The sequence below is a fragment of the Streptomyces sp. NPDC002776 genome (genome assembly GCF_053592195.1).
The window spans coordinates 48,799-75,578 of the sequence record NZ_JBSFVG010000007.1 but is presented as its reverse complement, the minus strand read 5'-3'; the positions used below and the strand labels follow the sequence as shown (position 1 = coordinate 75,578).

Annotated in this window: 20 protein-coding genes and 1 pseudogene; 7 read left to right on the top strand and 14 right to left on the bottom strand. The window is 73.2% G+C overall.

What is annotated here, in order from left to right; translation table 11 throughout:
• Positions 1–4: 4 nt before the first annotated feature.
• Positions 5–262 (top strand): hypothetical protein, encoded by a 258-nt coding sequence (locus ACWD11_RS16365; RefSeq protein ID WP_451283602.1) that lies wholly within the window; start codon positions 5–7, stop codon positions 260–262.
• A complete protein-coding gene (locus ACWD11_RS16360) occupies positions 249–1,496 on the top strand; it encodes a glycosyltransferase (RefSeq protein ID WP_451283600.1) in 1,248 nt (415 codons plus the stop codon). The genes ACWD11_RS16365 and ACWD11_RS16360 overlap by 14 nt, the downstream gene beginning before the upstream one ends.
• Positions 1,497–1,543: 47 nt before the next feature.
• On the opposite strand, the pseudogene ACWD11_RS16355 reads toward ACWD11_RS16360, so the two are convergent.
• A pseudogene (locus ACWD11_RS16355) lies at positions 1,544–1,972 on the bottom strand (endoglycosylceramidase); the annotation flags it as partial.
• Between the two features lie 77 nt (positions 1,973–2,049).
• Entirely contained in the window at positions 2,050–4,017 is a 1,968-nt protein-coding gene (locus ACWD11_RS16350; protein WP_451283598.1) for a GTP-binding protein, read from the bottom strand.
• A gap of 191 nt (positions 4,018–4,208) precedes the next feature.
• Between ACWD11_RS16350 and ACWD11_RS16345 the strand changes: the two genes are divergently transcribed.
• Positions 4,209–5,309 carry an XdhC family protein gene (locus tag ACWD11_RS16345; protein ID WP_389417132.1) on the top strand — a complete coding sequence of 367 codons (1,101 nt, stop codon included), beginning with the start codon at positions 4,209–4,211 and terminating at the stop codon, positions 5,307–5,309.
• Positions 5,310–5,333: 24 nt separating this feature from the next.
• Here the strand turns inward: ACWD11_RS16345 and ACWD11_RS16340 are convergent, their stop codons facing one another.
• Complete coding sequence (locus tag ACWD11_RS16340; protein ID WP_451283596.1) at positions 5,334–5,834, bottom strand: metallophosphoesterase family protein; 501 nt, start codon at positions 5,832–5,834, stop codon at positions 5,334–5,336.
• Between the two features lie 124 nt (positions 5,835–5,958).
• Here ACWD11_RS16340 and ACWD11_RS16335 point away from each other — a divergent pair, with 124 nt between their 5' ends.
• Together ACWD11_RS16335 and rfbC are read left to right on the top strand one after the other, a co-directional pair.
• The gene (locus ACWD11_RS16335; RefSeq protein ID WP_451283594.1) at positions 5,959–7,884 is read left to right on the top strand and encodes a glycosyltransferase; all 1,926 of its coding nucleotides are present in this window, start codon (positions 5,959–5,961) and stop codon (positions 7,882–7,884) included.
• Between the two features lie 4 nt (positions 7,885–7,888).
• Positions 7,889–8,485: a dTDP-4-dehydrorhamnose 3,5-epimerase gene (rfbC, locus tag ACWD11_RS16330; RefSeq protein WP_389417129.1), complete on the top strand. Its 597-nt coding sequence runs from the start codon at positions 7,889–7,891 to the stop codon at positions 8,483–8,485.
• A 29-nt stretch (positions 8,486–8,514) separates the two neighbouring features.
• On the opposite strand, the gene ACWD11_RS16325 is transcribed toward rfbC, so the two are convergent.
• Genes ACWD11_RS16325 through ACWD11_RS16300 form a run of 6 tightly spaced genes read right to left on the bottom strand, consistent with a single transcriptional unit; the run spans position 8,515 to position 15,187 of the window.
• Positions 8,515–9,315, bottom strand: coding sequence for a class I SAM-dependent methyltransferase (locus tag ACWD11_RS16325; protein WP_451283592.1), 801 nt, complete (start codon positions 9,313–9,315; stop codon positions 8,515–8,517).
• On the bottom strand, positions 9,312–10,187 hold the full coding sequence (rfbD, locus tag ACWD11_RS16320; protein WP_451283590.1) for a dTDP-4-dehydrorhamnose reductase: 876 nt from the start codon (positions 10,185–10,187) through the stop codon (positions 9,312–9,314). The genes ACWD11_RS16325 and rfbD overlap by 4 nt, the downstream gene beginning before the upstream one ends.
• A complete protein-coding gene (gene rfbB / locus ACWD11_RS16315; RefSeq protein WP_389417126.1) occupies positions 10,184–11,164 on the bottom strand; it encodes a dTDP-glucose 4,6-dehydratase in 981 nt (326 codons plus the stop codon). The genes rfbD and rfbB overlap by 4 nt, the downstream gene beginning before the upstream one ends.
• On the bottom strand, positions 11,161–12,228 hold the full coding sequence (locus tag ACWD11_RS16310) for a glucose-1-phosphate thymidylyltransferase (protein ID WP_389417125.1): 1,068 nt from the start codon (positions 12,226–12,228) through the stop codon (positions 11,161–11,163). Before ACWD11_RS16310 ends, rfbB begins: the two co-directional genes overlap by 4 nt.
• Before the next feature lie 38 nt (positions 12,229–12,266).
• Positions 12,267–12,686, bottom strand: a complete 420-nt coding sequence (locus ACWD11_RS16305) for a CBS domain-containing protein (protein WP_389417124.1) — start codon at positions 12,684–12,686, stop codon at positions 12,267–12,269.
• A gap of 47 nt (positions 12,687–12,733) precedes the next feature.
• The gene (locus ACWD11_RS16300; protein ID WP_389417123.1) at positions 12,734–15,187 is read right to left on the bottom strand and encodes a SpoIIE family protein phosphatase; all 2,454 of its coding nucleotides are present in this window, start codon (positions 15,185–15,187) and stop codon (positions 12,734–12,736) included.
• Between the two features lie 601 nt (positions 15,188–15,788).
• Here ACWD11_RS16300 and ACWD11_RS16295 point away from each other — a divergent pair.
• On the top strand, positions 15,789–15,869 hold the full coding sequence (locus ACWD11_RS16295; protein WP_389417468.1) for a hypothetical protein: 81 nt from the start codon (positions 15,789–15,791) through the stop codon (positions 15,867–15,869).
• A gap of 40 nt (positions 15,870–15,909) precedes the next feature.
• On the opposite strand, the gene ACWD11_RS16290 is transcribed toward ACWD11_RS16295, so the two are convergent.
• The 5 genes from ACWD11_RS16290 to ACWD11_RS16270 all read right to left on the bottom strand — a co-directional run bounded on the left by ACWD11_RS16290 (position 15,910) and on the right by ACWD11_RS16270 (position 24,307).
• Positions 15,910–17,637, bottom strand: a complete 1,728-nt coding sequence (locus ACWD11_RS16290) for an ATP-binding cassette domain-containing protein (RefSeq protein ID WP_451283587.1) — start codon at positions 17,635–17,637, stop codon at positions 15,910–15,912.
• A 227-nt stretch (positions 17,638–17,864) separates the two neighbouring features.
• The gene (locus ACWD11_RS16285) at positions 17,865–19,697 is read right to left on the bottom strand and encodes an ATP-binding cassette domain-containing protein (protein WP_451283585.1); all 1,833 of its coding nucleotides are present in this window, start codon (positions 19,695–19,697) and stop codon (positions 17,865–17,867) included.
• A 182-nt stretch (positions 19,698–19,879) separates the two neighbouring features.
• Positions 19,880–20,008, bottom strand: a complete 129-nt coding sequence (gene ramS, locus ACWD11_RS16280) for a mycelium formation morphogenetic lantipeptide SapB (RefSeq protein ID WP_345491208.1) — start codon at positions 20,006–20,008, stop codon at positions 19,880–19,882.
• On the bottom strand, positions 20,005–22,686 hold the full coding sequence (gene lanKC / locus ACWD11_RS16275; protein ID WP_451283583.1) for a class III lanthionine synthetase LanKC: 2,682 nt from the start codon (positions 22,684–22,686) through the stop codon (positions 20,005–20,007). Before lanKC ends, ramS begins: the two co-directional genes overlap by 4 nt.
• Before the next feature lie 1,012 nt (positions 22,687–23,698).
• Entirely contained in the window at positions 23,699–24,307 is a 609-nt protein-coding gene (locus ACWD11_RS16270) for a LuxR C-terminal-related transcriptional regulator (RefSeq protein WP_389417119.1), read from the bottom strand.
• Positions 24,308–24,619: 312 nt separating this feature from the next.
• On the opposite strand from ACWD11_RS16270, the gene ACWD11_RS16265 reads away from it, so the two are divergent.
• The gene (locus ACWD11_RS16265) at positions 24,620–26,776 is read left to right on the top strand and encodes a SpoIIE family protein phosphatase (RefSeq protein ID WP_389417467.1); all 2,157 of its coding nucleotides are present in this window, start codon (positions 24,620–24,622) and stop codon (positions 26,774–26,776) included.
• Positions 26,777–26,780 lie beyond the last annotated feature (4 nt).

Sequence of the window (26,780 nt, the reverse complement as noted above, 5' to 3'; positions counted from 1 at the left end):
CGGCATGGGGCGGGCGCAGGAGCACTTCGACATCAGGTTCGAGCCCACTCGTCTCGTCTCCCTGAAGGGGACGCTGGTACTGACCGCTCTCGCTCTCGTCATGTGGGTCGTGGCGATCTGGCTGGCGCTGCTGCTCCTGGGGCGTGAGCACATCCTTGAGCAGATCTTCTTCGTCGCCGGGGTCTCCTTTGCCGTCGCGTGGATCGTCCTGCTCGGCGGCGTGTGGCTGAGACGACGCGAGGAGCGCCGTGAACCCCGTTGAGCTGCTGGTCTTCAACTTCATCGTCTTCTACCCGGTGGCCACCGCCGCCGTGTGGATCGCCGGGGGAATCCTCTTCCGGTTGCTGGAGGAGCGGCGGAGGATCCTGATCCCGCCCGGCGGCTGGCCCGGGGTGACGGTGCTGGTACCGGCGTACAACGAGGAGCTGGTGATCTCCCGCTGTGTCGAGGCCCTGCGCCGCATGGATTACCCGGTGCTGGAGCTGCTGATCCTCAATGACGGTTCCCGTGACGACACGGTGGCCGTGGCACGGAAGGCGGCCGGTGACGATCCACGCGTGACGGTGCTGGACGACGGCACCAACCTCGGCAAGGCGGACCGGCTCAACGACGGGATGCACCGGGCGCGGCACGACCTGGTGATGGTGACGGACGCGGACACCCATGTGCACCCCCAGGCCCTGAAGTACCTGGTCGCGCGGATCTCCCGGTCCCGCCGGTATGCCGCCGTGGCCGGCTGCCCGCTCGTGACCAACCGCGGCAAGCTGATCAGTGCGATGCAGGTACTGGAGACGGCGTCGCTGATCGGGCTGATGCGCCGCACCCACGCGCTGGTCGGCCGGGTCGGCACCGTCGCCGGAGTGCTGGGCCTGTTCCGCCGGGAGGCCGTGCTGGCTGTCGGCGGTTACGACGCCAGGATGGCGACCGAGGACATCGAACTCACCTGGCGGCTGCTGCTGCACGGGTACCGGACCAGCTTCGAGCCCAATGCCCTGGTGGGCATGGAGGTGCCGGTCACCGTGCGCAGCCTGTGGAAGCAGCGTGCCCGGTGGTCACGAGGACAGGGCGAGGTACTGCGCACCCACGGAACCACCGTCTTCCGGCCACGCCACCTGGGCCTGTGGCCGATCGCGGGGGAGGCGCTGCTGTCGTTCCTGTGGGTGCTGACGCTGCTGGGCACCACCCTCTACGAGATCGTCCGGATGATCGTCCTCCAGGAGGTGACCGAGATGTGGTGGACGCTGAGCTGGGGTGTGGGCATCGCCGTGATGTCCACGATCCAGCTCACCGTGGCCGCGGTCATCGTCCTGCGCCGCGACCCGGTGCTGGCCAGGTCCTACCTGCTGGAGCCGTTCTATCCCCTCGCGTACTGGACGATCAACGCGCTGGCCGCCATGTTCGCCGAATCCGTGGGCTTCCTGCGCGGCCCGCGGAAGAAGCGGGTGACGTGGGACATCCAGCGTGACAGCGGCGGCAACCCGATCGCGGGCGGCTGAGACGGCGAGGCACCGGGCGAGGCCGGAGGACGAAGAACGAGCTCCGGTCACTGCCCGGCGGCCCACGCCGACAGCTCGGCGCGGGCCGCGGTCAGCAGCTCCGGGGAGGGCGCCGAGGCGCCGTTGGTCACCAAGGCGTAGTGCAGGACGCCGGAGTCCCGGTCCGTGAGGAGCAGACGCCGGCTGCCGGTGCCGCCGGGCTCGGGGGCCGTGGCGACGGGGGCCGCGGGGGTGTACGACGGCGGCGCGTACGCCGTGCCCAGGTCGGAGACGACCGTGGTGGCGGCGGTCGGGAAGGACGCGGGCAGGTGGAGTTCGGTGGGCGCCGAGCCGCTGTTCGAGCGCCACATCAGCAGACCGTACTGGCCCGTCCCCACCAGCCGCGCCACCTGGGGCAGCGAGCTGGGCACCGGGTTCCAGGTCAGGGTCGTGGAGCCGTCGCGGGAGCGGTCCTCGTAGGTGAAGGCGACACGTGTAGTCGGCATGTTCACTACGGTCCGGGGATTCCGGGGTGCCGTCAACACTTCTGACTCGTAAGTAAGTTGACTGTCGGTCAGTTCACTCGGCGCGTCACGTTCAGCAGGTACTCCTTCCGGTTCAGCGGGTTGTGGTCGGTGCGCGCCCGCTCGGGGACCGTGCCGCGGGTGACCGGTGCGTAGTGGTCGAAGGCGCTCTCCAGCTCGCCCTCGCCCCGGGTGAGCCCCGGCAGCCGCTGCTCCAGCTCGTGCACCCGGGCCGCGGGCACCGCCCCGTCGAGGAGACAGGCCGCCCCGCGGGTCTCGGTGGACCCCGGCACCGCGCCGAGCGCGGCCAGCACCGGCAGCAGGGCGCCGAGGGTGTCCGCCGGGGCCTCGATGCGGAAGCGGTGCATCGGCTCGTACACCTGGGTGCCCGCGCGGCGCAGCGCCTCGATCAGGACCAGCGGGGTCAGGCCGCGGAAGTCGTAGCCGGTGCTGGACATGCTCTTGTCGAAGCCCTGGTGGGCGTGGCTCTGCCGGGGCGAGTAGCCGCAGTGCGTCATGGTGACCGCGCAGTCGGGGATCCGCCAGCCGTGCAGGCCCTGGCCGAGGGTCTCGCGGACGGTGTCCTCGACGGCCTTGAAGAAGGCGTACGGCATGGAGCCGAGTTCCACCTCCAGGGCGAAGGTGACGCCGGTTCCGGCGGGGGCGGGGTCGACGCGCAGGCCGACCGTGGCCAGGAAGGGGTTGGCGTCCTTCTTGTTGAACTCGACGGCCGCCCCCGATCCCACCGGCCGCTCGATGCACAGCGGGGTCGTTTCCCGGAAGGTGACCTCCAGGCCGTAGTCGTCGGCGAGCGTGGCCTGGACGACCTCCTTCTGCACCTCGCCGTAGAGCGAGACCGAGGTCTCCCGGCGCACCCCGTCGTGGCGCAGGCCGATCAGCGGGTCCTGTTCGGCGAGCTGGGTGAGCGCGACATGCAGGGCCCTGGGGTCGGTGCCCGGGGCGGGCACGACGACCGTCTCCAGGGTGGGCGGGGCGAAGAAGTGGCTCTCCGCCTTGCGGGGCCGCCCGAGCGCGTCGCCGATCCTGATGTCGGCGAGGCCCCACAGCTTGGCGATCCGGCCCGCCGGGACCTCGTCGCGGCGGACGTCGCTGCCGTGCTCGAAGACGCTCGCCGCGGTGACCTTGCCCTCCCTGCGGGCGGCGCCGAACAGGACGGGGAGACGGACGCGCAGCGTTCCGGAGAACATCCGGGCGTAGGCGATCTCCTCCCCCGCCGGGCCGCGCTCCACCTTGAAGACGGTGCCCGAGACCGGGCCCCCGGGGTCCCCCTCGGCGGGGGGCAGCAGCTCCTTGATGCCGCCGATCAGCGCGTCCACGCCCGCTCCGGTCACGGCGGAGCCGAAGTACACCGGGTGGACCAGGCACTGCCGGGTCTGGTCGAGGAGGGCGGCGCGCAGGCGGTCGTCGCCGACGGTGTCCTCGACGTACGCGGTGAGCAGGTCGTCGTCGTGGTCGGCGAGGACGTCGAGCGCGGACGGGCCGAGCCCCGGCGTGAAGGCGGCCTCGCGGGTGCCGAGCCCGGCGGCGCGTCCCATCGGCGCCACGGCGACACCCAGCCGCCGGGTGAGCGCCCGCAGCAGCTCCCGCTCCTGGGCCCCGCGCCGGTCGATCTTGTTGACGAAGATCAGGGTGGGGATGCGCAGCCTGCGCAGGGTCCGCATCAGGACCCGGGTCTGCGCCTGGACCCCCTCGACGGCGGAGACGACGAGGACGGCCCCGTCGAGGACGCCGAGCACCCGCTCCACCTCGGCGATGAAGTCCGGGTGGCCGGGGGTGTCGATGAGGTTGACCGTCACGTCGTCGACGAGGAAGGAGACGACGGCGGACTTGATGGTGATCCCGCGCCGGCGCTCCAGCGCGAGGGTGTCGGTCCGGGTGGTCCCGGCGTCGACGCTGCCGATCTCGTCGGTGACCCCGACCGAGTGCAGCAGCCGCTCGGTCAGGCTGGTCTTACCGGCGTCGACATGGGCGAGGATTCCGAGGTTGAGCAACGGCACGAAGCGTCATGTCCTTCGATGAGGGGGTGATTCCTTCCTGGGGGGACATGAACGCAGTGCGCATGGAAGCTCCTCGTGGTGCGATGTCGGTCCCGTGCAGTGCAGCAGCAACGGCCCCGCACCGGCAATGGATTAACGTTCAACGAACCCGGTCGGGGTACTCGGTGCGGCGCGGGTGAAAGGAGCCGGCCATGCGTGACGTACTTCCGGTGCTGGGCGCCTGGTACGCGGCGGGATCGCCCTTCGGCCTGGCCACGGTCGTCGCGACGAGCCGCAGCGCGCCGCGCGATCCGGGGGCCGCGATGGCCGTGGGGCCGGACGACGAAGTCGTGGGCAGTGTGTCGGGCGGCTGTGTCGAAGGGGCGGTGTTCGAGCTGGCCCAGGAGGTCGTGGCGAGCGGCGAGGCGCGCCTGGAGACCTTCGGCTACAGCGCCGAGGACGCCTTCGCGGTGGGGCTGACCTGCGGCGGCGAGATCACCCTGCTGGTACGTCCGGTGACGGCCGCCCTCGACGCGTCCTTCGGCGCGGTCGCGCGGTCCGTGGCCGCCGGCGAGCCGGTCACCGTGGCCTCGGTGACCGACGGGCCCGCGCCGCGCGGGGCGACCCTCGCCGTCTGGCCCGACCGGGTCCTCGGCACCCTGGGCACGGCGGGACTCGACGCGGCGGTCACCGCGGACGCGCGCGGCGAACTCGCCCTCGGGGTCACGGGACTGCGCCACTACGGGCCGCACGGCGAGCGCCGCGAGGACGCCGTCGCCGTCTTCCTGCACTCCTTCGCGCCGCCGCCGCGGATGCTGGTCTTCGGCGCGATCGACTACGCGGCCGCCGTGGCCCGGATCGGCGACTTCCTCGGCTACCGGGTCACCGTCTGCGACGCCCGCCCCCTCTTCGCCACCCCGAAGCGCTTCCCCGAGGGCGTGGAGGTCGTCGTGGACTGGCCGCACCGCTATCTGAACGGCACGGACACCGACGCCCGCACGGTGATCTGCGTCCTCACCCACGACCCCAAGTTCGACGTGCCCCTGCTGGAGGAGGCCCTGCGCAGACCCGCCGCCTACATCGGGGCGATGGGCAGCCGCCGCACCCACGACGACCGGATGCGGCGGCTGGCCGCGGCCGGGCTCACCGGGGCCGAGCTGTCCCGGCTGCGCTCACCGGTGGGACTCGACCTGGGGGCCCGTACGCCCGAGGAGGTCGCCGTGTCGGTCGCCGCCGAGATCGTCGCCCTGCGCTGGGGCGGCACCGGCGCCCCGCTGACCGCCACGGAAGGGGCGATCCATACGGCGCCCTGACGTCCCGCCCGGGAGCCGCCCCCGTCAGCGCGGTGGCAGGCGGTGCAGTTCCACGTCCGTGAGGGAGCCGTCGGCGACCGTCGCGGTGAGGTAGGTGCAGTGCGGCTGGCGACGGCGGTCGGTCGGCGAGCCCGGGTTGAGCAGGCGCAGCCCGGTCGGCGCGGTGGTGTCCCAGGGGATGTGGCTGTGCCCGAACACCAGCACGTCCAGGTCCGGGAAGCGGGCGGCGCAACGCGCCTCACGGCCCTGGGCGGGGCCGGTCTCGTGGACGACGCCGAAGCGCAGGCCGCCGAGGTCGGCGCGGGCCACTTCGGGGAGCCGGGCGCGCAGTTCGGGGCCGTCGTTGTTGCCGTACACCGCGATCAGCCGGCGGCTGCGGCTCTCCAGCAGGTCGAGGGTGGCCGTGTCGACCCAGTCCCCGGCGTGGATCACCACGTCGGCGTCCGGCAGTTGAGCGAGGAGCGGACCGGGGAGGGCGCGGGCGCGCTTGGGCAGGTGGGTGTCGGACATCAGCAGCAGACGCACCCCGCCAGGCTACGACTCGGGCCGGGCGGAAGGTGGCAAGCGCCGGGGAGCGGGTTAGCATCGGGAGGCGCACCGTGCCGCACCCAGCAGACGCAGGCGACGACCCGAGGGGACTTGGAGCGCGATGCCGGTCAAGGTCAGCGTCATCGTTCCCGTGTACAACCCGGGGGCGTACATCGAGGACTGCATCTCCTCGCTGCTGCGACAGTCCCTGCCTCCCGACGAGTACGAAGTGATCTTCGTCGACGACGGCTCCACCGACGACACACCCGGCCGGCTCGACGAACTCGCCGCCGAGGAGCCCCGGGTGACGGTCGTGCACCAGGAGAACTCCGGCTGGGCGGGCAAGCCCCGCAACGTCGGCATCGCCGCCTCGCGCGGCGAGTACGTGATGTTCGTGGACAACGACGACCACCTCGGCGACGAGGCCCTGGAGCGGATGTACGACTACGGCGTGGCGAACGCCGCCGACGTCGTCGTGGGGAAGATGGCCGGCCAGGGCCGTGGCGTGCCGGTGGAGCTGTTCCGCCGCAACCATCCGCGGGCCACCGTGGAGAGCGCGCCGCTGATCGACAGCCTCACCCCGCACAAGATGTTCCGCCGCGCCTTCCTGGACCGCATCGGCCTGCGCTTCCCCGAGGGCAGGCGGCGCCTGGAGGACCATGTCTTCGTCACCGAGGCCTTCGTGCGGGCGGACAACGTCTCGGTGCTCAGCGACTACGTCTGCTACTACCACGTGCGCCGGGACGACGACGCCAACGCGGGCTTCCAGCGCTTCGACCCGGTCGGCTACTTCAAGAACCTGCGCGAGGCCCTGGACGTCGTCGAGCGGCACACCGAGCCGGGACCTCTGCGCGACCGCCTCTTCCGCCGCTGGCTGCGGGTGGAGATGGTCGAACGGATGCGCGGCAAGCGGCTGCTGGCCCTGCCCCCCGACTACCGCAAGGAGCTGTTCCGGGAGATCCACTCCGTCGTCGTCGAGCGGTTCGGGCCCGGTGTCGCGGCCGGACTGCAGCCCACCCAGCAGGTCGTGGCGGCGCTGATCGCCGCCGACCGCTACGACGACGTGGAGGCGTTCGCCGAGTGGGAGGCGGGCATCGTCCTCAAGGCCGTCCCGGAAGGGCTGCAGTGGGCGGACGGCACGCTGCGGGTCTCCTTCGCCGCGGAGTACCACTTCGGCGGGGCGCCGCTGACGTTCGGCGCCCCGGGCGGCGGCGATCCGCTCCAGGCCCCGCCGAAGGACGTCACCGAGGCCATCGCCTGGGTGAGCGCCGACACCGTCTCCCGGTTCGGTGCCGCGACCGCGGACCTGCTGCTGCGTCGGCGCTCCGACGCCGCCCAGTACTTCCAGCCGGTGCAGTTCACCCGGGAGACCGTGCCGACCGAGGACCCGGGACGCTTCCGGCTGATGCTGCGGGCCACGGCCGCCGTGGACCCGGCGCGGGCCGCCGAGGGCGCCCCGCCGGCCGGCGGACTGTGGGACGCCGTGGTCCGGGTCAAGCTGGGCGGCTGGACCAAGGAGTGCCGGCTCGCCCCGGCCCCGCGCGCCGAACGCCCCACGGTGCCCGCCGGAGTCGTCGCCGGGCGGGTGGTGCTGCCGTACTGGACCGCGCGGCACCTCTCGCTCGCCCTGGACGTCGACCGCGCGAGCCGCAGCCTCGGGCTCGGCCGGATCCCGCCGGAGTCGGTCACGGTCACGGACGACCGGCTCAGCGCCCCGGTGCCGCTGTACGTGCCGCACGACACCGACGTACTCGTGCGGCTGACCGCGCGGGGCAAGGCACTGGACGCCAACGGCACGCTCCGCGCGGCGCCCGACGGCTCCGGGGCGCTGCTGACGGCGGCGCTGCCCGCCCTGGTGATGGGCGGCACGACCTGGCGGACCGCGCTGATCCCGGCCCCGGACGCGGCCGAACAGCGGCTGCTGGCGCTGCCGTTCGCGCTGCGCGCCGGGGCGCACGGGGTGCGGGTGCGGCGCACTCCCCGGCCCGGGGTGCTGCGCCGCCTGGGACGCAAGGCGAAGGCCCTGCTCAGGGCCCGACGGAGGTGACGGAGTGCGCTCACTGGGGATCGACGGTGCCTGGCTGCTGGAGCCCAAGGTGTTCCCGGACGACCGGGGCACCTTCCACGAGTGGTACCGCGGCGAGGAGTTCCGCGAAGCCACCGGCTACGACCTGACCCTCGCGCAGGCCAACTGCTCCGTCTCCCGGCGGGGCGTGGTGCGCGGCGTGCACTTCTCCGACGTGCCGCCCGGTCAGGCCAAGTACGTGACCTGCGTGCGGGGTGCCGTCCTGGACGTCGTGGTCGATCTGCGCACCGGTTCCCCGGCGTTCGGGCAGTGGGAGGCGGTCCGCCTCGACGACGACACCCGGCACGCGGTGTTCCTCGCCGAGGGCCTCGGACACGCCTTCATGGCCCTCACCGACGACGCCACCGTCATCTACCTGTGCTCCACCGGCTACGCCCCGGACCGCGAGCACGGCGTGCACCCGCTCGACCCCGGCCTGGCCCTGCCCTGGCCCGAGGACGTGGAGCCGGTGCTCTCCCCCAAGGACGCCGAGTCGCCGTCCCTGGCCCAGGCCCTGCGCACCGGGCTCCTGCCGTCGTACGAGGACTGCGCCGCCCACTACAGGTCGCTGCGAGGCGCCTAGCACCGGCCCACCACCGCAGTTCCCGGTGGTCAGCGGCCGGTGACATCCGCCAGGGCGCGCCGCAGCGGCTCCCAGCCCCGGGAGCGTCGTACGCCGATGTTCCGGGCGCGGGCCAGCGGACGCCAGAAGCTGGCGCCCAGCAGCGTCTCGGGCCGTACCGCTCGGGTGCGGTCCAGGATCGTCTCGGGCACCTTCTGCGGGTCGGGCACGTCGTACTCGGCGACGATCTCGTCGTACTTGTCGCGCAGCACGGTGTTGTGCGGGTCGGCGCCGAACACCACGAGCTGACCGGTCGGCTGGGTGTCGACCAGGACGGTGACCAGGTCGGGGCGGTGGCGGGCGAGGATCTCGGTGAGCTTGTAGACGTCGCCCGTCCAGGCGCCGGTGTGGCGGTCGCGGGCCGCTTCGTCGAGGTTGCGGGGCAGCATGTCGTCGAAGACGATCACGCTGGCCCAGTCGGAGTACTTCTCCACGTTGATGAAGTCCCGCAGCGCGTACTCGAACAGGTGCATGCCGTCGATGAACGACAGGTCGAGGGTGGTGCGCCGCCAGTGGCCGACCGGGCTGCGGCCACGGCGCAGGTTCCGGACCGGGTGGCGGCCGCCCTTGAGGTGGGCCAGGGGGTTGGCGCGGGCGAAGAAGTCGTCGCTGGTGGCCTTCACCAGGTGGACGTCGCAGCGGATCTCCGTGACCACCTTGAACGCGGGGTCGACCGCGATGCTGGGCACCCGGGACAGCTTCAGGCTGCGGCCGTCGTTGACGCCGATCTCCAGGTAGTTGCGGTTGGCGGTGACCTTGTGCAGTTCCTTCAGGAACTCGTGGCGTTTCACGCAGGGGACTCCTTGCGGATGCGGGGAAGTGCCTCGTGCAGGGCGGTACGCCAGTCGCGCAGCGGGGGCAGGCCGAGGCTCTGCCAGCGGTCGTGCGCGAGGGCGCTGTACTCGGGACGCGGGGCGGGCCGCGGCCAGGGCGTGGTGTCGGTGGGGCGCACCCGCTCGGGATCGGCGCCGAGCAGCCGGAACACCTCCCGGGCCAGCTCGCACCAGGTGGCCTCACCGGAGCTGGTGGCGTGGAAGACGCCGTGCGCGTCCGGGCCGACGCGCGGGCCGAGGTCGGCGATGCGGGCGGCGACGTCGGCGCACCAGGTGGGCTGGCCGGTCTGGTTGTCGACGACGTCGACGGTGGGGCGGCTCGCCTCGATGCCGATCATCGTGCGGACGAAGTTGCGGCCGTGGACGCCGTAGAGCCAGGCGGTGCGCACCACCGCGCTCGCGCCCGGCAGTTCCTCCAGCACCGCCCGCTCGCCGGCGAGTTTGGTGCGGCCGTAGGCGGTGCGCGGGGCGGGCGGGTGGTCCTCGGGGTAGGGGGTGGTGCGGCCCTTGCCGGAGAAGACGTAGTCGGTGGAGACGTGGATCAGGCGGGCGCCGTGCGCGGCGCAGGCGCGGGCCAGCAGGCGAGGGCCGTCGCCGTTGACGCGCAGGGCCGTGGCCTCGTCGGACTCCGCGTCGTCCACGGCCGCGTAGGCGGCGCAGTTGACGACGATCTCCGGGCGGTGCGCGGTGAACGCCCGCTCCACGGAGTCGGGTTCGGTGATGTCCAGGGCGGCGTGGCCGAGACCGGTCACGTCGGCGCCGCGCCCGCGCAGTTCGCCGACGACGTCGTGACCGAGCATCCCGCCCGCTCCGGTGACCAGCCACCTCATCCGTGCTCCTCACCCACGCGTCGCTTGAGCGGCTCCCACCACGCCCGGTGGTCCCGGTACCAGTCGACGGTCGCGGCCAGCCCGGCGCGGAAGTCGTGCCGGGGACGGTAGCCGAGTTCGGTGCGGGCCTTGCTCCAGTCGACCGAGTAGCGCAGATCGTGCCCCTTGCGGTCCTCGACCCGGGTCACCCGGTCCCAGTCCGCCCCGCACGCCTGAAGGAGCAGTCCGGTGAGGTCCTTGTTGCTCAGCTCGGTGCCGCCGCCGATGTTGTAGACCTCGCCGGACCGGCCCTTGGTGCGCACGAGTTCGACAGCGCGGCAGTGATCGTCGACGTGCAGCCAGTCGCGGACGTTGAGGCCTTCGCCGTAGAGCGGGACCGGGTGGCCGTCGAGGAGGTTGGTGACGAAGAGCGGGATGACCTTCTCGGGGAACTGGCGCGGGCCGTAGTTGTTGGAGCAGCGGGTGACCCGCACGTCCAGGCCGTGGGTGCGGTGGTAGGCCAGGGCGAGCAGGTCGGAGGAGGCCTTGGAGGCGGAGTACGGCGAACTGGGCCGCAGCAGATCCTCCTCCGTGGCGGAGCCGGTGTCGACCGAGCCGTACACCTCGTCGGTGGAGATGTGCACGAAGGTCGCGACGCCGCCGCGCAGCGCGCCCTCCAGCAGGGTCTGGGTGCCCACCACGTTGGTCAGCACGAAGTCGGACGCCCCGGTGATCGAACGGTCCACATGGGACTCGGCGGCGAAGTGCACCACCTGGTCGGCCTGGGAGGTGAGCTTGCCGACGAGTTCGGCGTCGCGGATGTCGCCCTGCACGAACTCCAGGCGCGGATGGTCCAGGGGGAGGTTGTCGAGGCTGCCGGCGTAGGTCAGCTTGTCCAGCACGGTGATCCGCGGCGCGCCGGGAGCGTCGGCGGCGAGCAGCATGCGGACGTAGGCCGAGCCGATGAACCCGGCGGCACCGGTCACGAGGAGGTTCATGTATGGATCTGCACCTTGCTGTGGTCGCCGAGGACGAAACGGTGGGCGCTGGGGACGTGGTGCGCCGGGGTCACCTCGGCGTGCCGGCCGATCAGGGAGGACTCGATGCGGCCCACGCCGGCGATCGAGGAGTCCCGCAGCACGATGGAGAACTCCAGCTCGCTGTCGGTGATCCGGCAGTTCTCGGCGATGGAGGTGAACGGTCCCACGTAGGAGTTGGCGACGAGCGACCCGGCGCCGATGACGGCGGGCCCGACGATGCGGGAGTTCACGATCCGGGCGCCCTCCTCGACGATCACCCGGCCGACCGTCTCGGACACCTCGTCGACCTCGCCGTCGATCCGCCGGTCGAGCCCTTCCAGGACCGTCCGGTTGACCTCCAGCATGTCGTCGACGTTCCCGGTGTCCTTCCAGTAGCCCTTGATGACGGTGCACCGGACGTCGGCGCGGGCGTCGATGAGGTGCTGGATGGCGTGGGTGATCTCCAACTCGCCGCGCCAGGACGGCTCGATGGCGCGCACCGCCTCATGGATCGCGGGCGTGAAGAGGTAGACGCCGACCAGCGCGAGGTCGCTCTTGGGGTGCTCGGGTTTCTCCTCCAGGCCCACCACCTGCCCCGCGCCGTCGAGTTCGGCGACGCCGAAGGCGCGGGGGTCGGGGACGCGGGTGAGCAGGATCTGCGCGTCGGGGCGATGGCGGCGGAACTCCTCCACCAGGGCGCTGATGCCGCCGACGATGAAGTTGTCGCCGAGGTACATCACGAAGTCGTCGTCACCCAGGTAGTCCCGGGCGATCAGCACCGCGTGGGCCAGGCCCAGGGGGTGTTCCTGGGGGATGTAGGTGATCCGGAGACCGAACTTCGAGCCGTCGCCCACCGCGTCCTCGATCTCCGCGGCGGTGTCGCCGACGATGACCCCGACATCGGTGATGCCGGCTTCGGCGATGGATTCCAGCCCGTAGAACAACACAGCCTTGTTGGCGACCGGGACCAGCTGTTTGGCCGATGTATGGGTGATCGGCCGCAGCCGTGTGCCGGCTCCGCCGGACAGCACGAGAGCCTTCATCTGGTTCACCTTAGCGCCGATCCGGCGTAACCGAACGGTCAGATGTTGGGCCGGGCCACGCTGATGTCGCCGAGCGCCGACTCCGGGTCGCGCTCCATGGCCAGGTCCCCGAGCGAGACGATCCCCACGGGGCGGCCGTCGTCGACGACCGGGATACGGCGTACGGCGTGCTCGCGCATGAGCCCCACCGCGATGTCCAGGTCCTCGTCGGGCCCGACGGTCACGAGGTCGTCGCTGCACGCTCCGGCCACGGTGGTCTGCTCGGGGTCACCGCCCTCGCAGACGGACCTGACCACCAGGTCGCGGTCGGTCACCAGGCCGCGCAGCCGGTCGTCGTCCACCACCAGGACGGCTCCGAGGTCCTCGTCGCGCATGAGGCGGGCCACCGACGCCACGGAGGCCTGTGGTTCCACCGTCGCCGGGGCGGCGGTCATGATGTCGCGGACGTGCTGGGTCATGACGTACTCCTTCGTCGAAGGGACGTGAACCTCCGAGTACCCGCCCCTCAGCGGTTCAGCTGAATCTCGCTCCAGACCTGTTTGCCGCCGCTGACCGGGAGCGTGCCCCAGGAATCCGACATGGCCTCGACCAGGAGGATGCCGCGGCCTCCGGTGGCCTCCCAGCCGATGCTGGTGGGTTTGACCGGGCTGCGCGGGGAGGTGTCGGCGACGGCGACCCGCAGCCGGCCGTTGATCAGGGTGAGGTCGAGGCGGACCTGTCCCTCGGTGTGCACCAGGGCGTTGGTGACGAGTTCGGAGACCACCAGCAGGACGGCGTCCCGGTCACCGGCCAGGCCCCAGGAGCGCAGGGCGCGCCGGGTGAAGCGGCGGGCGTGGCCGACCGCCTCGGGCACCCGCCACACGGTCCAGCTCTCCCGCAGCGGGCGCAGCGCCATCCCGTCGTAGCGCATCAGCAGCAGGGCGACGTCGTCGCTGCGGCGGGCGTTGCCGAGCAGGGCGTCGGCGACCAGGCCGAGGTGGGCGGGGTCGGCGGCGGCCAGTTCGCGGGCGAAGCGGTCCATGCCCGCGTCGATGTCGGCCTCGACGGACTCCACCAGCCCGTCGGTGGTCAGCGCGATCAGGGTGCCGGGCTGGAGCCTGAGCGGGCTCATCGGGAAATCGGCCTGCGTCATCACACCGAGCGGCGGGCCGCCCTCGGCCTCGGCGATGTCCGTGCTGCCGTCCGGATGCCGCAGCACCGGCGGCAGGTGTCCGGCACGCACCGCCCAGGCGGTGCCCTCCTCCAGGTCGACGTCGACATAGGCGCAGGTGGCGAAGAGGTCGGTCTCCAGCTCCATCAGCAGCCGGTTGGCGTGCGAGACCACCACGTCGGGCGGATGGCCCTCGGCGGCGTAGGCGCGCAGGGCGGTGCGCATCTGGCCCATCAGGGTGGCGGCGGCCGCGCTGTGGCCCTGCACGTCGCCGATGACGAGGGCGACGTGGTTGTCGGGCAGCGGGATCACGTCGTACCAGTCGCCGCCCAGTTCGAGCCCCGCGGTGCTCGGCAGATAGCGGGCGACGGCCTTCGCGCCGGGCAGCCGGGGCAGTCTGCGCGGCAGCAGCTGGCGCTGGAGCATGCCGACGAGCTCGTGCTCGGCGTCGAAGGCGTGGGCGCGCATCAGGGCCTGCCCGGCGAGTCCGGCGGAGGCGGTGAGCAGGGCGCGTTCGTCGGGGCCGAAGTGGTGCGGGGCGTCCCAGCCGATCAGGCAGGCGCCCGCCATCCGGCCCCCGGCGGGCAGCGGCAGGACGGCCAGGCCGCCGGGGCCGACCTCGGCGAGGGCGGGTTCCAGCGTGGCGCCGGCGGGCCAGATCTGGGCGCGGCCCTCGCGCAGGGCGGTGGCGAGGGTGGGCATCGCGCGCAGCGGCGCGTCGGGCCACTCGGTGCGCCACTCCAGCCGCCACAGCTCGGGCCAGGACTCGGGGGCGGGCGGGTCGAGGACGGTGACGACGAGCCGGTCGTTCTCCAGCTCCGCCAGCGCGATCCGGTCGGCGCGCAGGGGGGCGCGCAGGGCGGCGACCACGGCATGGCTGACGTCGCGGACGGTGCCGGCGGTGGCCAGGGCGGCGGCCAGGCGCTGGACGCGGGCCACGTCGGTGACGTCGGAGCGCAGCTTGGAGGCGTCGGCGACGGTGCCCTCCAGCCGGGCGGGCCGTCCCTCGCCGCCGGGCACCAGCCGCCCGTGCAGCCTGAGCCACTTCGGCGGGCCGGCCGGCTGCAGCACCCGGAACTCCAGCTCCCGGTCGCCGATGGACATGTGGTCGGCCTCCACCACGGACATCAGCGAGGGCAGGTCCTCGGGCACGGTCAGGCCCAGCAGGGTCTCCACCTTGCCGTCGAAGGCGTCCGGGGTGATCGCGAACAGGTCCAGGATGTCGTCGCCGACCTCCACGCGGCCGGTGTCCATGGCGAGGCTGAATGCGTTGGAGGGCAGCTCACCGCCCTCGGCGCGCGCGACGGGCACGGGGTAGGCGAGGGCGCGGGCGATCAGATCCAGACAGCGGCGGTCCTCGGCGTCGAATCCGTCGGGGTGCTCGCTCACTGCGACCAGACAGCCGCCGCCGTCCTGGCCCCGCGCGGGCAGCACCGCCAGCTGGAAGTCGCCCGCCGTCGCCCGCCGGGACTGGGCCCGCTCGGCGAGTTCCTTCGGCCCGAGGAAGGCGGGCCGCCCGGTGTGGTGCGCGTCGGCGACCACGGAGCCACCGGTGGCGGCGTAGCTGTCGCGCAGGCCGTACTGGGTGCGCGGGGCGCCGGCCCACTCCACCAGGCACAGCAGCTCGCCGTCCTCGGTCAGCGTGTACACGGCCGCGAGGGACGCGTGGGCGAAGACGAGCGCCTGCTCCAGGATGCGGCGCAGCCGGTCAGGGGCGTCGGGGGCGTCGCCGACCGTGATGAGGGCATCGTCGGCACGCTGCCTTCGCGATCTGCGTCCCGTCCCGTCCTCACCGCCCACGTTGGCCATTACAGCGCTAATGAGACACCGGCGCAGCCCCTGTGACCGCTCGACGGCCGTACGGTCCCAGGACTCGGACGTCGGCGGGGCCCCTTCTCGACGCCCCGGCACCCCGGCCCGGAGACGCCCACGTGGGTGAGATGGGAGCTGGACATTTCCGGTCGCGACTGCCGGCCCCGCACCCGGGTGGCCTGCGCACGACGCAGACCGAAGGGCTGGGAATGATCAGAGTGACGGTCGTGTACGAGGCGCAGCTTCTGCGTGCCGCGTTGGTGGATCTGCTGCGGTCGGACGACGAGGTCCTGGTCGTCTCCTCGGTCTCCCACCGGCCACCGGGTTCGGATGCCGTCGAACCGGCGCCGGACGTGTACGTCGCCGATGCCGAGTGTCTGCCGCCCTCCGGGGCGGAGTCGGACACGGTGACCACAGCGGTGCCGGCGTCGCTCGCGGTCGGCGGTTCGGCCCTTGCCGGCTCTGATCCCCGCCCAGCGGCCCGACGTACTGCGGCGGGCGCACGCGGCGGGGGCGACCGGTTTCGTCGACAAGAACGGTTCGAAGGTCCGGCTGCTCCACGCCGCTGTACCTCTCCAAGGGGACCGTACGGACCTACATGGCGAGCGTCATCCGCAAGGTCGGCGCCCGTAACCGGGTGGACGCCATCCGGATCGCCCAGGGAGCCGGGGGGACGTGACCGCCGCCGTGTGACGTCTCCGCGGGCGCGGATCCCCGCCTCAGCGCTGGACGTCGTTCCAGTGCCCTACCAGATCGCGGTAGAGAGCCGACCGTACGAGCAGGTCCTCGTGGGTGCCGTACTGGGCGCGAGTGCCGTCCAGGACGAGGATCCGGTCCGCGCGCAACGCCGATGACAACCGGTGGGCGACGACGACCAAGGTCCCGGGCCGGGTGCGCAGGGCGTGTTCGGCCCGTGCCTCCGCGACCGGATCCAGGTGGCAGGTCGCCTCGTCGAGCAGCAGCAGCGGGGCGGCGCAGAGGTGGGCGCGCGCGAGGGCGATGAGCTGCCGTTCGCCGAGTGACAGGGCGTCCGGCCGGACCTGTCCGTCGAGCCCGCCGACGCGCTCGACCAGCCGTTCGAGCGCGAGGGCCCGTACGGCGTCGTCGACATCGGACGGGCGGGCGTCGGGTCGCAGGTAGCGGAGGTTGTCCCGCAGGCTGCCCGTGAAGACGTACGCCTCCTGGGGGATCAGCATGCGCAGGGCGGCGAGTTCGGACGGCGGGAGGCAGCCGACGGGCCGGCCGGAGAGAAGCACCTCGCCCCGGTCCGGCGCCAGCAAGCCCGCCGCGACCTGCAGGAGAGTCGACTTGCCGATGCCGCTCGGACCGACCACCGCGATGTGCTCCCCGTTCTCGACGGTCAGGTCCAGCGCGTCGAGGACGGCACGGGCGCCCGGGCCGTACGCGGCTCGGACGCCGCGCAGCCGCAGCGCCGCCGTCGCCGGAGCCGCAGGGGTGTGGCCGTGTTCGCCGGGCGCGGCGGCGGGAGGTGCCGCGAGGGTGGCCGACGGGACGGGGAGCGGCCCGGTGAGCCGGTCGAGGATGACGAAGAGACGCGCCCCCGCGGCACCCAGGACGGTCATCAGCGTGTGCAGGGCCGGCAGCAGCGCCTGGAGGACGTAGGTGAGCGCGCCCACGAGCGCCCCGGCCGTCACGCCCTGGCGCAGGAGCCACGGTGTCGCGGCCAGGAGCAGGAACACGGGCAACTGCCCCGCCGTCGCCACGGAGAGCGTACGGACCGCCGCCCAGCGGGCCAGGGCGCGCTGGGCGGCGGCGGCCTCCTCGACCGCACGGCGGTTCCGTGCGGCCGTCGGCTCCTGGGCGCCGCACGCGACGATGTCGCGCAGGGCGGTACGGGTGATCTCCGCGCGCCGTCCCACGGCCTCGTCCGCGTCGAGGTAGCGGTGCTGGGCCCGTGCCATGGGACGCAGCGAAGCGATGAACAGGGCGACGCCCAGCACGAGCGGCGGGAGGACCACGAGGAGGAACTGGGGGGCGAGGGACACCAGGCCGACCAGGGCTCCGGCGGCGACGAAGACGAAGGAGCGGGCCGCGAGCACCAGTCCGGCGAAGCTGTCCCGGGCGATCTCCGTCTGGCTCGTCAGCCGGGAGACCGCGGTGGTGTCCACGGTCCCGCCCCCGGCGGTGGCCATGCGCAGCGCGCGCACGACCGAGCGACGGACCAGGTGGTCCCGCAACGGTTCGGTGAGATGCGGGAGTTGGGCGAAGACTCCACGGACGACCGGCGCGCCGAGCAGGATGACCACGGCCGCCGCCGTGAGCCACAGCAGACCGGTGGCGGTGCTGCCTCGCAGGAATCCGTCGTCCAGTGACCGGGCCACGCAGTAGCCGCCGAGGAAGGTCTGCGCCGACTCGGCCGCGGACCATGCCGCCAGTCTGGCCAGGACGCGCTTACGGCGCCCGAGGAACGTACGCCCCGAGGCCATGACCCGCCGGGACGTCCGGCCGGTGACCGGTCCCGGGTCGGCGGAGGTCGTCTCGGCCGCTACCGGGCCCGGCCCCGGCCCGCCGGCCCCCGTCCCGGGTCCGCCCGGCGCCGGCCCGGGGCCTCCCGTGGCCGGCTGAGGCTTCGGGCGGGGAGCCGGTCCGCTTCCTTCCGTGCCCGGGTGGGGCTTCGGGCCCGTCGTCGTCCGGCCCCTCTCCGCAGCAGACGTCATGTGCCGCTCCCGGTGTCGTCGGGCCGCCCGGCACGAGGGGTGTCCTGCGCGACCGCCGCTCCTGGAGCCACCGCCTCACTCTCGGCCCTCCCCGGGGGCACCGGAGACGACTCGGCCAGGAACACCGCGCGGTAGTCCGGGTCCTCCCAGAGCAGGCGGTGCGGCGCGCATCTGCGTACTCGTCCCGCCTCCAGCCAGACCACCTGGTCCGCGCGGGCCGCCGTGGAGACCCGGTGGGCCACGACGAGCTTGGTGCACGGCCGCAGCGACGAGGCGAGCGCGAGTTCCACCTGCCGCTCCGTCGCGGTGTCCAGGCTCGACGTCGCGTCGTCCAGGATCATCAGCCGCCCGGCGCCGATGAACGCCCGCGCCAGGCCCAGGCGTTGACTCTCGCCGCCGGAGAGCGGCGCGTCGGCCAGGGGAGTGTCGTACCCCTGGGGGAGAAGGCCGACGAAGGAGTCGGCGCTCGCCGCGACCGCGGCGTGACGGACCTCCTCCGCCCCGTCCTCGGCGGTGCGCGCGGTGGGCCCGCGCCCTGCGGCGATCGCGCGGCGGACCGTGGGCGTGGCGCCACTGTCGAAGGCGGGACGCGCGAAGGCGTAGGCCGTCGCCCCGCGCAGCTGCGCGCGGGCCAGCTCGGCCAGGTCCGTCCCGTCGAGGAGAACGCGCCCCTCGTCGGGGTCCGTCAGCCGGCCCGCGACAGCGGCCAAGGTGGACTTCCCGGCGCCGGAGCGGCCCACGACGGCGACCGTCGAGCCGCCGTCGATCGCGAGCGTCACGTCCGTGAGCAGCGGGACGCCGTCGCGCACCACCCCCACCCCCCTCAGTTCCAGCCGGCCGGGCCCGTCGGCCGGCAGGGCGGCGAGGCCGTGGGCCATGGGTGACAGATCGGCGAGTGCGGCCGTACGGCGGCCCGCGTTGCGGGCGCGGACCAGCGTGCCGAGCGGTGCCGCGATGCCTCCGATTCCCGCGGCGAGGGCGGCGTACCGCGAGGCGGCGAGCAGATCGCCGACGCTGAGCTGTCCGGCGGCCAGCCTGGCCCCGGCCACCGCCACGACGGCCGTGGTGAGCAACGGAAGAAGGACGCCGCTGCGTGCTACCGCGCGGCCGTGGACGAGCCACATGCGCGTGCCGTACCGCGTCATGTCCTCCAGCGGGGCGAGGATGCGTTCCTCCTCGCGGCGCGCCGTGTGGGCGGCGGCGATGGTACGCGCGCCGCTCAGCGCCTCGGTGAGCCGGGCGGCGATGGCTCCCTGAGCCTGCTGGTACCGGCCGACCGAGTCGGACGACTGGTGCGCGAACGTCCGCAGCAGCATCAGGAGCAGCGGCAGGCCGGCCGCGAAGACGGCGGCGGTCCAGGGGTCGATCAGGGCCAGGGCGACGAGGGCGCCGGCCGGGACGAGGACGGAGGACGCCGAGGTCGCGAGGGCGGCCGGGGCGGCGCCGCTGTCCGAGGCGTTGACGCACAGCCGGGCGGCGACGTCGCCGCCCGAGTACGGTGCGGCCCGGTGGGGGGCCGTGCCCAGCAGACCGGTCAGCGCGCGGAGGCGGACCCAGGCGGCGGCGCGGGCGGTGGTGAGCTGTGTCAGCAGGACCGAAGCGGTCTCCAGCAGGACTTCCGCAGCGAGCAGTACGGCGGCCCAGGCCAGCCACGTACCCCCGGCGGGATGGTGATGCAGCAGCAGGTCCAGCGTGCGGCCGACCACCGCCGGTAGGGCGAGCGCGCAGGCCGCACCGGCGACCGAGCAGACGAGAAGCGCCGCTGTGCTGCCGGCGGTGTGCCGTGCGGCGCCGCGCAGCAGCCGGTCGGACCCGGTCGGGGAGGCCATCCGATGCCCTTTCTCCTGACGAGTGCGCCAGGCACGATCGTCGCGGGCGGCCCGGCCCGGGCTCCCGCGCCGCCCGCCACGGCGGCCGGTGGCGCGATGACCGGTGCCCCGGGAGCTGGGCTCCCGGGGCACCGTGACTACGCGCCGGCGCCTCGACGGGCCGTTCGCGGAGTCGGATCAGGTCAGTTGCAGGTCGTCACGCTGAGGCTGCTGTCGCCGCAGAGGAGCAGGCTCGCGCGGCTGCCGGACTCGACGTCGCCGATGGCCTCGTCCTTGGGGGTCTCCAGCGACTGCAGGTCGAACAGGTTCATGATCGTTTCCTTTCGTTAGGGGACGGTGGTGCGGTGCGACCCCGAAGTGGGGCCGGTTCGTGGGCCCGCCGGAGCGGCGGGAGGAAGGGCAGCTGCGCCGGGCGGTCGCCCAGGGCTGCCGAGAGGGCCAGCAGGACGCCCGCCGTGCCGGTGGCGAGGTCCATCGAGAGCCGCATCATCTGTTCGCCGGGGAAGGCGAGGTGGCCGTCGTAGGACATGGCGTGCCAGGTCAGGCAGCCGACCTGACGGCGTACGTCCTCGGGCGCCGTGCCGGGCCCGTCGGCGTGGGTGCGGGCGAGGTGCAGGACCATGCCCGCGACGCCGCGGAAGAGGCCCGGCTGGGCGTAGAAGGTGGCCTGCGCCGCCTGCACGATGTCGCGCCGGGCCCGGTCGAGATCCTCGTCGTGGCGGTGGAGGAGGTAGTCGTCGATCACCATGCCGATGCCCACGCTGCCGGCGCCGAGGTACGGCATCGTGCGCCAGCCCTCGTCGACCTGCAAGGTGCCGGAGGCTCCGCGCACGCAGCGGGTGAGGTCGTCGTGGAGCGCTTCGGCGGCGAGGTCGAGGAGCGCGGTGTCCCGGGTGCGTTCGTAGAGCCGTACGAACAGCAGGGCTCGACCCGCCGCACCGTGCAGCAGCCCGGTACGCACCCGGCCCTGCGACGCGGGCAGGGCGGACCGCGTCGGCGCACTGGGCGGCCGGGCCGCCAGTTCGGCGCACCTCAGCGCCGCCGCGTGCAGGCCGGACTCGCCGGTGGCGTCGGCGAGGGCGTCCAGGGCGAGGCCCATTCCGGCCGTACCGCCGTAAAGGTCCGACGCGAGCGCGTCGTGGTCCTCTGCGAGGACGAGCTCGGCCAGTTCGAGGGCGGACGCCGTGTGCCCGAGTCGCTGGAGGGTCCACGCGATGCCCGTGAGCCCGTCGTAGAAGCCGAGCGGTGTGCCGGACTCGGGCTGCTTGGCGAACCGTAGGAGCCTTTCCTCCGCCGCGGGGATCCGCGCCGCCCCGCTCTCGTGCAGGGCATGGAGGACCCCGGCGGTGCCGTGGCCGACGGACATGCCGCCCCCGGCCGTGGCGAACTGGGCGATGTCGCCGGGGAAGAAGCGGTCCTCCCGGTCGGGCGTGGCGGACGCGAGGATCGCGCGGACCATCGAGTCGCGGCTGTCCGGCCACTGTCCCGGCTCCACGGGCAGGAACGGGACACCGCTGCCGGGCGCGGTCGCGCGACGTGCGGGGACGCGGGAGGAGGCGACGACGGGCTCCCGCAGGATCTCCCGCACCGCCTCGTCCAGGAAGCCCGGGGGCACGGGGAACTGCGCGGCCGCGACCTCGGCCAGGTGGGCGGCCTTGCCGCGGTCCACGGCGAGCAGACTGGTGAGCGGGACGAACAGCGCGATCCGCAGGCAGGCGAGGGCGTACCGGTCCACGTCGAAGCCGCGCCGGTCGGCGGGTGCGACGAACGCCGGGTTGGCGACGGTCTGCCGCCCGCCCTCCGCCGCCGGCTGGGCCGCCTCGAAGTCCAGGAGCACCACGGAGCTCTCGTCCTCGGAGACCATGATGTTGAACAGATGCAGGTCGTTGAAGACGATCCCCCGGGCGTGCACCGCGGCGACGGCCTGCTCGACCAGACCGTGGATCCGCAGGGCCCAGTCCGTGTACTCGGCGAGCCGCTCCGCCGGGGGGGCGGACTCCATCAGCGGATGCCTGCGGGCGAAGAACGTGTTGAGCGGGCTGCCCTCCACGAACTCGAGGACCAGGAAGTGATGGTCGCCGACGCTGAAGCTGTCGAGGACCTCCGGAGTGCAGGCGAGCCCGGACAGCTGTTCCAGCGCGGTACGTTCGCGGTGCAGCCGGGTCACGGCGTCCGCCCCGTCGGCGGCCAGGCCGGCGTACGGACGCGCCTCCTTGAGGACGACCCGCCGTCCGGTCTCGCGGTGCCGCGCCTCGTACACGCCCCCGCCGTTGGAGAAGTGCAGGGCCTTGTCGATCTCGTACGGCATCTCCCGCACCGTCACCGCGGCTCTCGCATCGAGGTGCGGTCGCAGGAACGGCGGAGGAGTGACCCAGTCGGGCACGCGGAAGACGGGCCCGCGCCGGTCGGGTACGAGGGTGCCGGAGCCGTCCTCCATGGCCGGCCGCAGCTCACCGTGCTCGTCGTAGCAGTGGCGGCGGGTGAAGCTGCCGTACCGCAGGTGCACGGGGCCCTTCCCCCAGCGAAGGTCGCTGAGGATGTACGGGCCCGGCTCGCCGTCGAGCAGCCGCGCGAGGTCGGTCGCCAGGCGCTCGCACTGCTCGTCGTCGGCCGGGTAGACCGTGATGAACTTGCCACTGGCCGCCCGGTCGGCGTACTTGGCGTTCCGCTGGTGCAGCAGGTACCGGCTCGGGACGAACTTGAACGCCACCTCGTGCCGCAGACAGTACTCCCGGACCGTTGCGAGGACCCGCTCCGCGTTGTCGAGACAGGCCGCGACGTGGATCTTCCAGCCCTGCGACGGGAGCGTGCAGCCCACCGGACGCAGGGCGAGCCAGTCACCCGTGCGATGGCTGGTCCACCCTTCGGGCACGGGGAGGGTGGCGGCCGGGTAGAGGGACTCGCCCGCTCCGTCGGCGAAGACGAGACGGTGCGGCGCGTCGTAGAAGTGACGGTCGGCGTCGCAGAAGACCGCGTACCCCTTGTTCACAACGCACTCCCTCGGTCGGTGACGGAACGACGTTGTCACGGGCCGGGAGGGCCCCAACAGTCGCCGCTGTCACCTCTCGCCCATGCAGTACGCACGGGTAACCGAGGCCGCGTGCACCCGGGAGGGTCGTTCGGCGTCGGGTGTGCGGCTCGCGCTGGACGCGGTCAAGCGCCGAGCGGTAGGAGGAGGGCGAGCGACCGGCCGCCGGCCCGTACCGCGTCGCCACCTGTCGGCACCCCGCTCGGCCCTTACGGCGGTCTCACGGGCGTCGCCCACGTCCTGGAACGGCTCGGCCACCGGCAGCGGGCCCCGACGTGGTCGAGACGACCCGAGCGGGCGCCGGCAGAATCTCGCCTCCGACCTGCACCGCGGCCTCGTCGGCCTCGGGCTGGTGCCGGCGCGAAGCCTCGTTTCCTCCGGGGCCGCGCCGGAATGATCCTCCGTCCGGCCCGCACCACCGCCCCGGCACCGGCGACCAGCCGCTCGCCGAGCAGATCACCGGGCGCGGCTGGTTCGCCATGCCCTGCCGGGGCCGACTGGCCTTCCCCGAACACCGGGGAGCCCTGACCCGGTACCCGAGGCGGAGTTGCTCACCGCGGCGCGGGCGGGCGGTGGGGCCGACCCCGCTGCTGAAGACGCTCGGCGGGCTGCGGGCGGTGGGCGGCAGAATGCGGGCTGCGGGCGACGGTCGACCCGGCGGCCCTGTCGGCGGGTGAGCGGCAACTCATCGCGCTGACCCGGGCCTATCTGTCGCCCGCGCCCCTGGTACTGCTCGACGAGGCGACCTGCCATCTGGACGCGACGGCGGAGGCACGGGCGGAACGGGCCTTCGCGGCCCGTCCCGGCGGCACGCTGGTGGTCGTCGCGCACCGCATCAGCTCGGCGCGCCGCGCGGACCGGGTCCTCGTCCTGGACGGCCGGCACACGGCCTACGGAACCCGAGGAGCTGATGGCCCGCCCGGCACCGTAGCGGGACCTCGTCGGCGACTGGACCGCCGTGCCCGCCGGGCGCTCAGAGCCAGCCCTCGCCCTGCGAGATGCGGATGGCCTCGATGCGGTTGCGGGCCCCGGTCTTGCGGGTGATGGCCGCCATGTAGTTGCGCACGGTCCCGCTGGACAGATGCAGGCTCCCGGCGATCTCGGCGATCGAGGCGCCCCCGGCGGCCAGGGACAACACGCTCAGTTCTCTCCTGGTCAGCGGCATCTCCGCGGCCTTGAGGAACCCGTAGCCCAGCGAGTCGTTGACGAAGCGTTCACCCTTGGCGACCCGGCGTATGCCGTCGACCAGGTTCTCCGGCGAGCCCGCCTTGTCGACGTAGCCGAGCGCCCCCGCCTCTACCGCCCGTTTCAGCAGCCCGGGCCGGTTCGCGGTGGCCAGGACCAGCAGCCTCGGGTGCACCGGGTCGGAGCCACGCACGCATAACTCGCCGAGTGGCGGGATGCCGTACGTGTCCGCGCACTCCAGATCGACCGCGCAGACGTCCGGCCGCAGGGATTTCACATGCGTGGGAGCGCTCCCCCAAGGACTGTCGAACACACTGAGGTCCGGCTCCCGGCACAGCCACTCCGCCAGGACCGACCGCACCAGACACGCGTCGTGCACCAGAAGCACCGTGATCACTACCGCCCCTTCAACATGTGTCGCCGGTTCTCGGTGTTGAGCGCGTGTCCCATTCTTAGCGGCCCTCACACCTCCCGTGCGCGCAGAACCGGCCATCGGGGTGCGCGGGGGCGCACACCCGGCTCACGCGCCCCACCGCGCGCATCGAATGTAGGGGCATGGGCTCACGGCAACGGGGTATCACGCGCGCCTCCCCCGGCACGGGCGTCCATGCCCGCCCCGAATCCCGGCCCCCGACGGCTCTCGCCGTGCGCGATGAGCCGCAAAGGGGCAGATTTGACCTCTGGGACCCGTCGCCAGCCGTGCGAGGAGGTGGTCGACGTGTCCGACGGGCAACCGTCCCACCAGGCACCGGCGACCGCCAGGACGCGGGTCGGCCGGCCGCTGCTCTCGCTCGCGCTGGCCTCGATGATGGACGAGGTCCACGCGCACTCCGGCGCGGTCTATCTGCTGGCGCCCCAGGAGCCGGTCCTGGAGATGGCGGTGATGGCGGGACTCCCCCGGGCGTTCGCGGCGCCCTGGGAGCGGGTGGGGCTGAGCGCGCCGATCCCGGTCGCCGACGCACTGCGCGAACGGCGGCTGGTCTGGGTGGGCGGCGAGGAGGAGATGGCCCGCCTGTATCCGCGGATCTCCGTGGTGCTGCCCTACCCCTTCTCGCTCGCGGCGCTGCCGGTGGCCACCGAGTCCACGGCGTACGGCGCGGTCTTCGTGACCTGGCCGGGATCGCACCCGCCCGAGCTGTCGGACCGGGAGCGCACCACGCTGAGCGCCGCCTGCGACCGGCTCGCCGCCCGGCTGTCCCGGGCCCTGCAGGAGAGCGTCCCGCTGCTGCCGGAGCCCGATCTGCTCGCCGCCCCCGCCCTGACCGGCGCCGCCGGCACCCTCGGCACGGTCGAGTCGGCGCGGATGGTGGCACGGCTGCCCTACGGGCTCTGCTCGCTCGATCTGCACGGCCGGATCTCGTTCGCCAACGCGGCGGCGGCCGAGCTGATCGGCGTACCGGTGAGCCAATTGCTGGGCACCCAGCTGTGGGCGTCGGTGCCGTGGCTCAACGACCCGGTCTACGAGGACCGCTACCGGGCCGCGCTGTTCAGTCAGCAGTCCACCTCGTTCGTGGCGCTGCGTCCGCCGGGCGACTGGCTGTCGTTCCGGCTGTACCCGAGCACCAGCGGGCTCACCGTCCGGGTCACCCGGGCGCGGGCGGTGACCGAGATGAACCGCGCGCACCGCCCGACGGGCGGCGGCACCCCGACCCGGCTGGTCACCATCTCCCAGGTGCTGAGCCTGGCCGGCGCGCTCACCGAGGCGGTGAGTGTGCAGGATGTCGTCCAGCTGGTCGCGGACCAGATCGCCCCCGCGGTGGGCAGCCAGGCCCTGGTGATGCTCGGTTCCCGGGCGGGCCGCCTTCATGTGCTGGGCCACCAGGGCTATCCCGACCCGCGCGTGGTCGAGCGGTTCGACGGGCTGCCGCTGCAGGAACGGACCCCCGGCACCCAGGCCCTGACCACCGGGGTGCCCGCGTTCTACGAGGACGAGGAGGAGTTGCAGCGGCTGTACCCGGCCCGCCAGGCCACGCCCGACGGGTTCGCCGCCTGGGCCTATCTGCCGCTGATCGCCTCCGGCCGTCCGGTGGGCACGCTGGTGCTCGCCTACGCCGAGCCGCATCCCTTCCCCGCCGACGAGCGGGCCGTGCTGACGAGTCTGGGCGGGCTGATCGCGCAGGCCCTGGAGCGGGCGGTGCTCTACGACGCCAAGCACCACGTGGCCCATGGCCTCCAGGCGGCGCTGCTGCCGCACTCGCTGCCGCCGCTGCCCGGCATCGACGCGGCCGCCCGCTATCTGCCGGCCACTCAGGGCATGGACATCGGCGGCGACTTCTACGATCTGATGCCCGCGCAGGGGCAGGCCGCGGCGGTGATCGGGGACGTGCAGGGACACAACGTGACGGCGGCCGGTCTGATGGGACAGATCCGCACGGCCGTACGGGCGTACACGACCGTCGGGCAGTCGCCCGGGGAGGTCATGCGCAGCACCAATCGGCTGCTGATCGATCTGGGCGCCGATCTCTTCGCGAGCTGTCTGTATCTGCGGCTGGACCCGGAGCACGGGCGGGCCGTGATGGCCCGGGCGGGTCATCCGCCGCCGCTGCTGAGACGGCCGGACGGGCGGGTACGGGTGCTGGACCTGGCCGGGGGTCCGCTGCTGGGCATCGACGGCTCGGCCACGTACCAGACGACGGAGGTCGATCTCGCGCCCGGATCCGTGCTCGTCCTGTACACCGACGGGCTGATCGAGTCGCCGGGCACCGACATCGAGGACGCGCTCGCCGATCTCGGGCGGGTGCTGGCGGAGGCGGGCGATCTTCCGCTGGAGGAGCTGGCCGACCATCTGGTGGAGTCCTGCGCGACACCCCGGGGCCGGATCGACGACGTGGCGGTGCTGTTGCTGCGCGCCCGGGCCCGGGGATGAAGCG

Excerpts from the sequence above, each read along its gene's own strand:
- ACWD11_RS16345 (WP_389417132.1), top strand. The coding sequence starts at position 4,209 with ATGCGTGACGTACTTCCGGTGCTGGGCGCCTGGTACGCGGCGGGATCG.
- ACWD11_RS16300 (WP_389417123.1), bottom strand. The coding sequence starts at position 15,187 with ATGGCCAACGTGGGCGGTGAGGACGGGACGGGACGCAGATCGCGAAGG.
- ACWD11_RS16305 (WP_389417124.1), bottom strand. The coding sequence starts at position 12,686 with ATGACCCAGCACGTCCGCGACATCATGACCGCCGCCCCGGCGACGGTG.
- rfbD (WP_451283590.1), bottom strand. The coding sequence starts at position 10,187 with ATGAGGTGGCTGGTCACCGGAGCGGGCGGGATGCTCGGTCACGACGTC.
- ACWD11_RS16285 (WP_451283585.1), bottom strand. The coding sequence starts at position 19,697 with ATGGCCTCCCCGACCGGGTCCGACCGGCTGCTGCGCGGCGCCGCACGG.
- ACWD11_RS16310 (WP_389417125.1), bottom strand. The coding sequence starts at position 12,228 with ATGAAGGCTCTCGTGCTGTCCGGCGGAGCCGGCACACGGCTGCGGCCG.
- rfbB (WP_389417126.1), bottom strand. The coding sequence starts at position 11,164 with ATGAACCTCCTCGTGACCGGTGCCGCCGGGTTCATCGGCTCGGCCTAC.
- ACWD11_RS16295 (WP_389417468.1), top strand. The coding sequence starts at position 15,789 with ATGGCGAGCGTCATCCGCAAGGTCGGCGCCCGTAACCGGGTGGACGCC.
- ACWD11_RS16290 (WP_451283587.1), bottom strand. The coding sequence starts at position 17,637 with ATGGCCTCGGGGCGTACGTTCCTCGGGCGCCGTAAGCGCGTCCTGGCC.
- ACWD11_RS16365 (WP_451283602.1), top strand. The coding sequence starts at position 5 with ATGGGGCGGGCGCAGGAGCACTTCGACATCAGGTTCGAGCCCACTCGT.
- ramS (WP_345491208.1), bottom strand. The coding sequence starts at position 20,008 with ATGAACCTGTTCGACCTGCAGTCGCTGGAGACCCCCAAGGACGAGGCC.
- ACWD11_RS16335 (WP_451283594.1), top strand. The coding sequence starts at position 5,959 with ATGCCGGTCAAGGTCAGCGTCATCGTTCCCGTGTACAACCCGGGGGCG.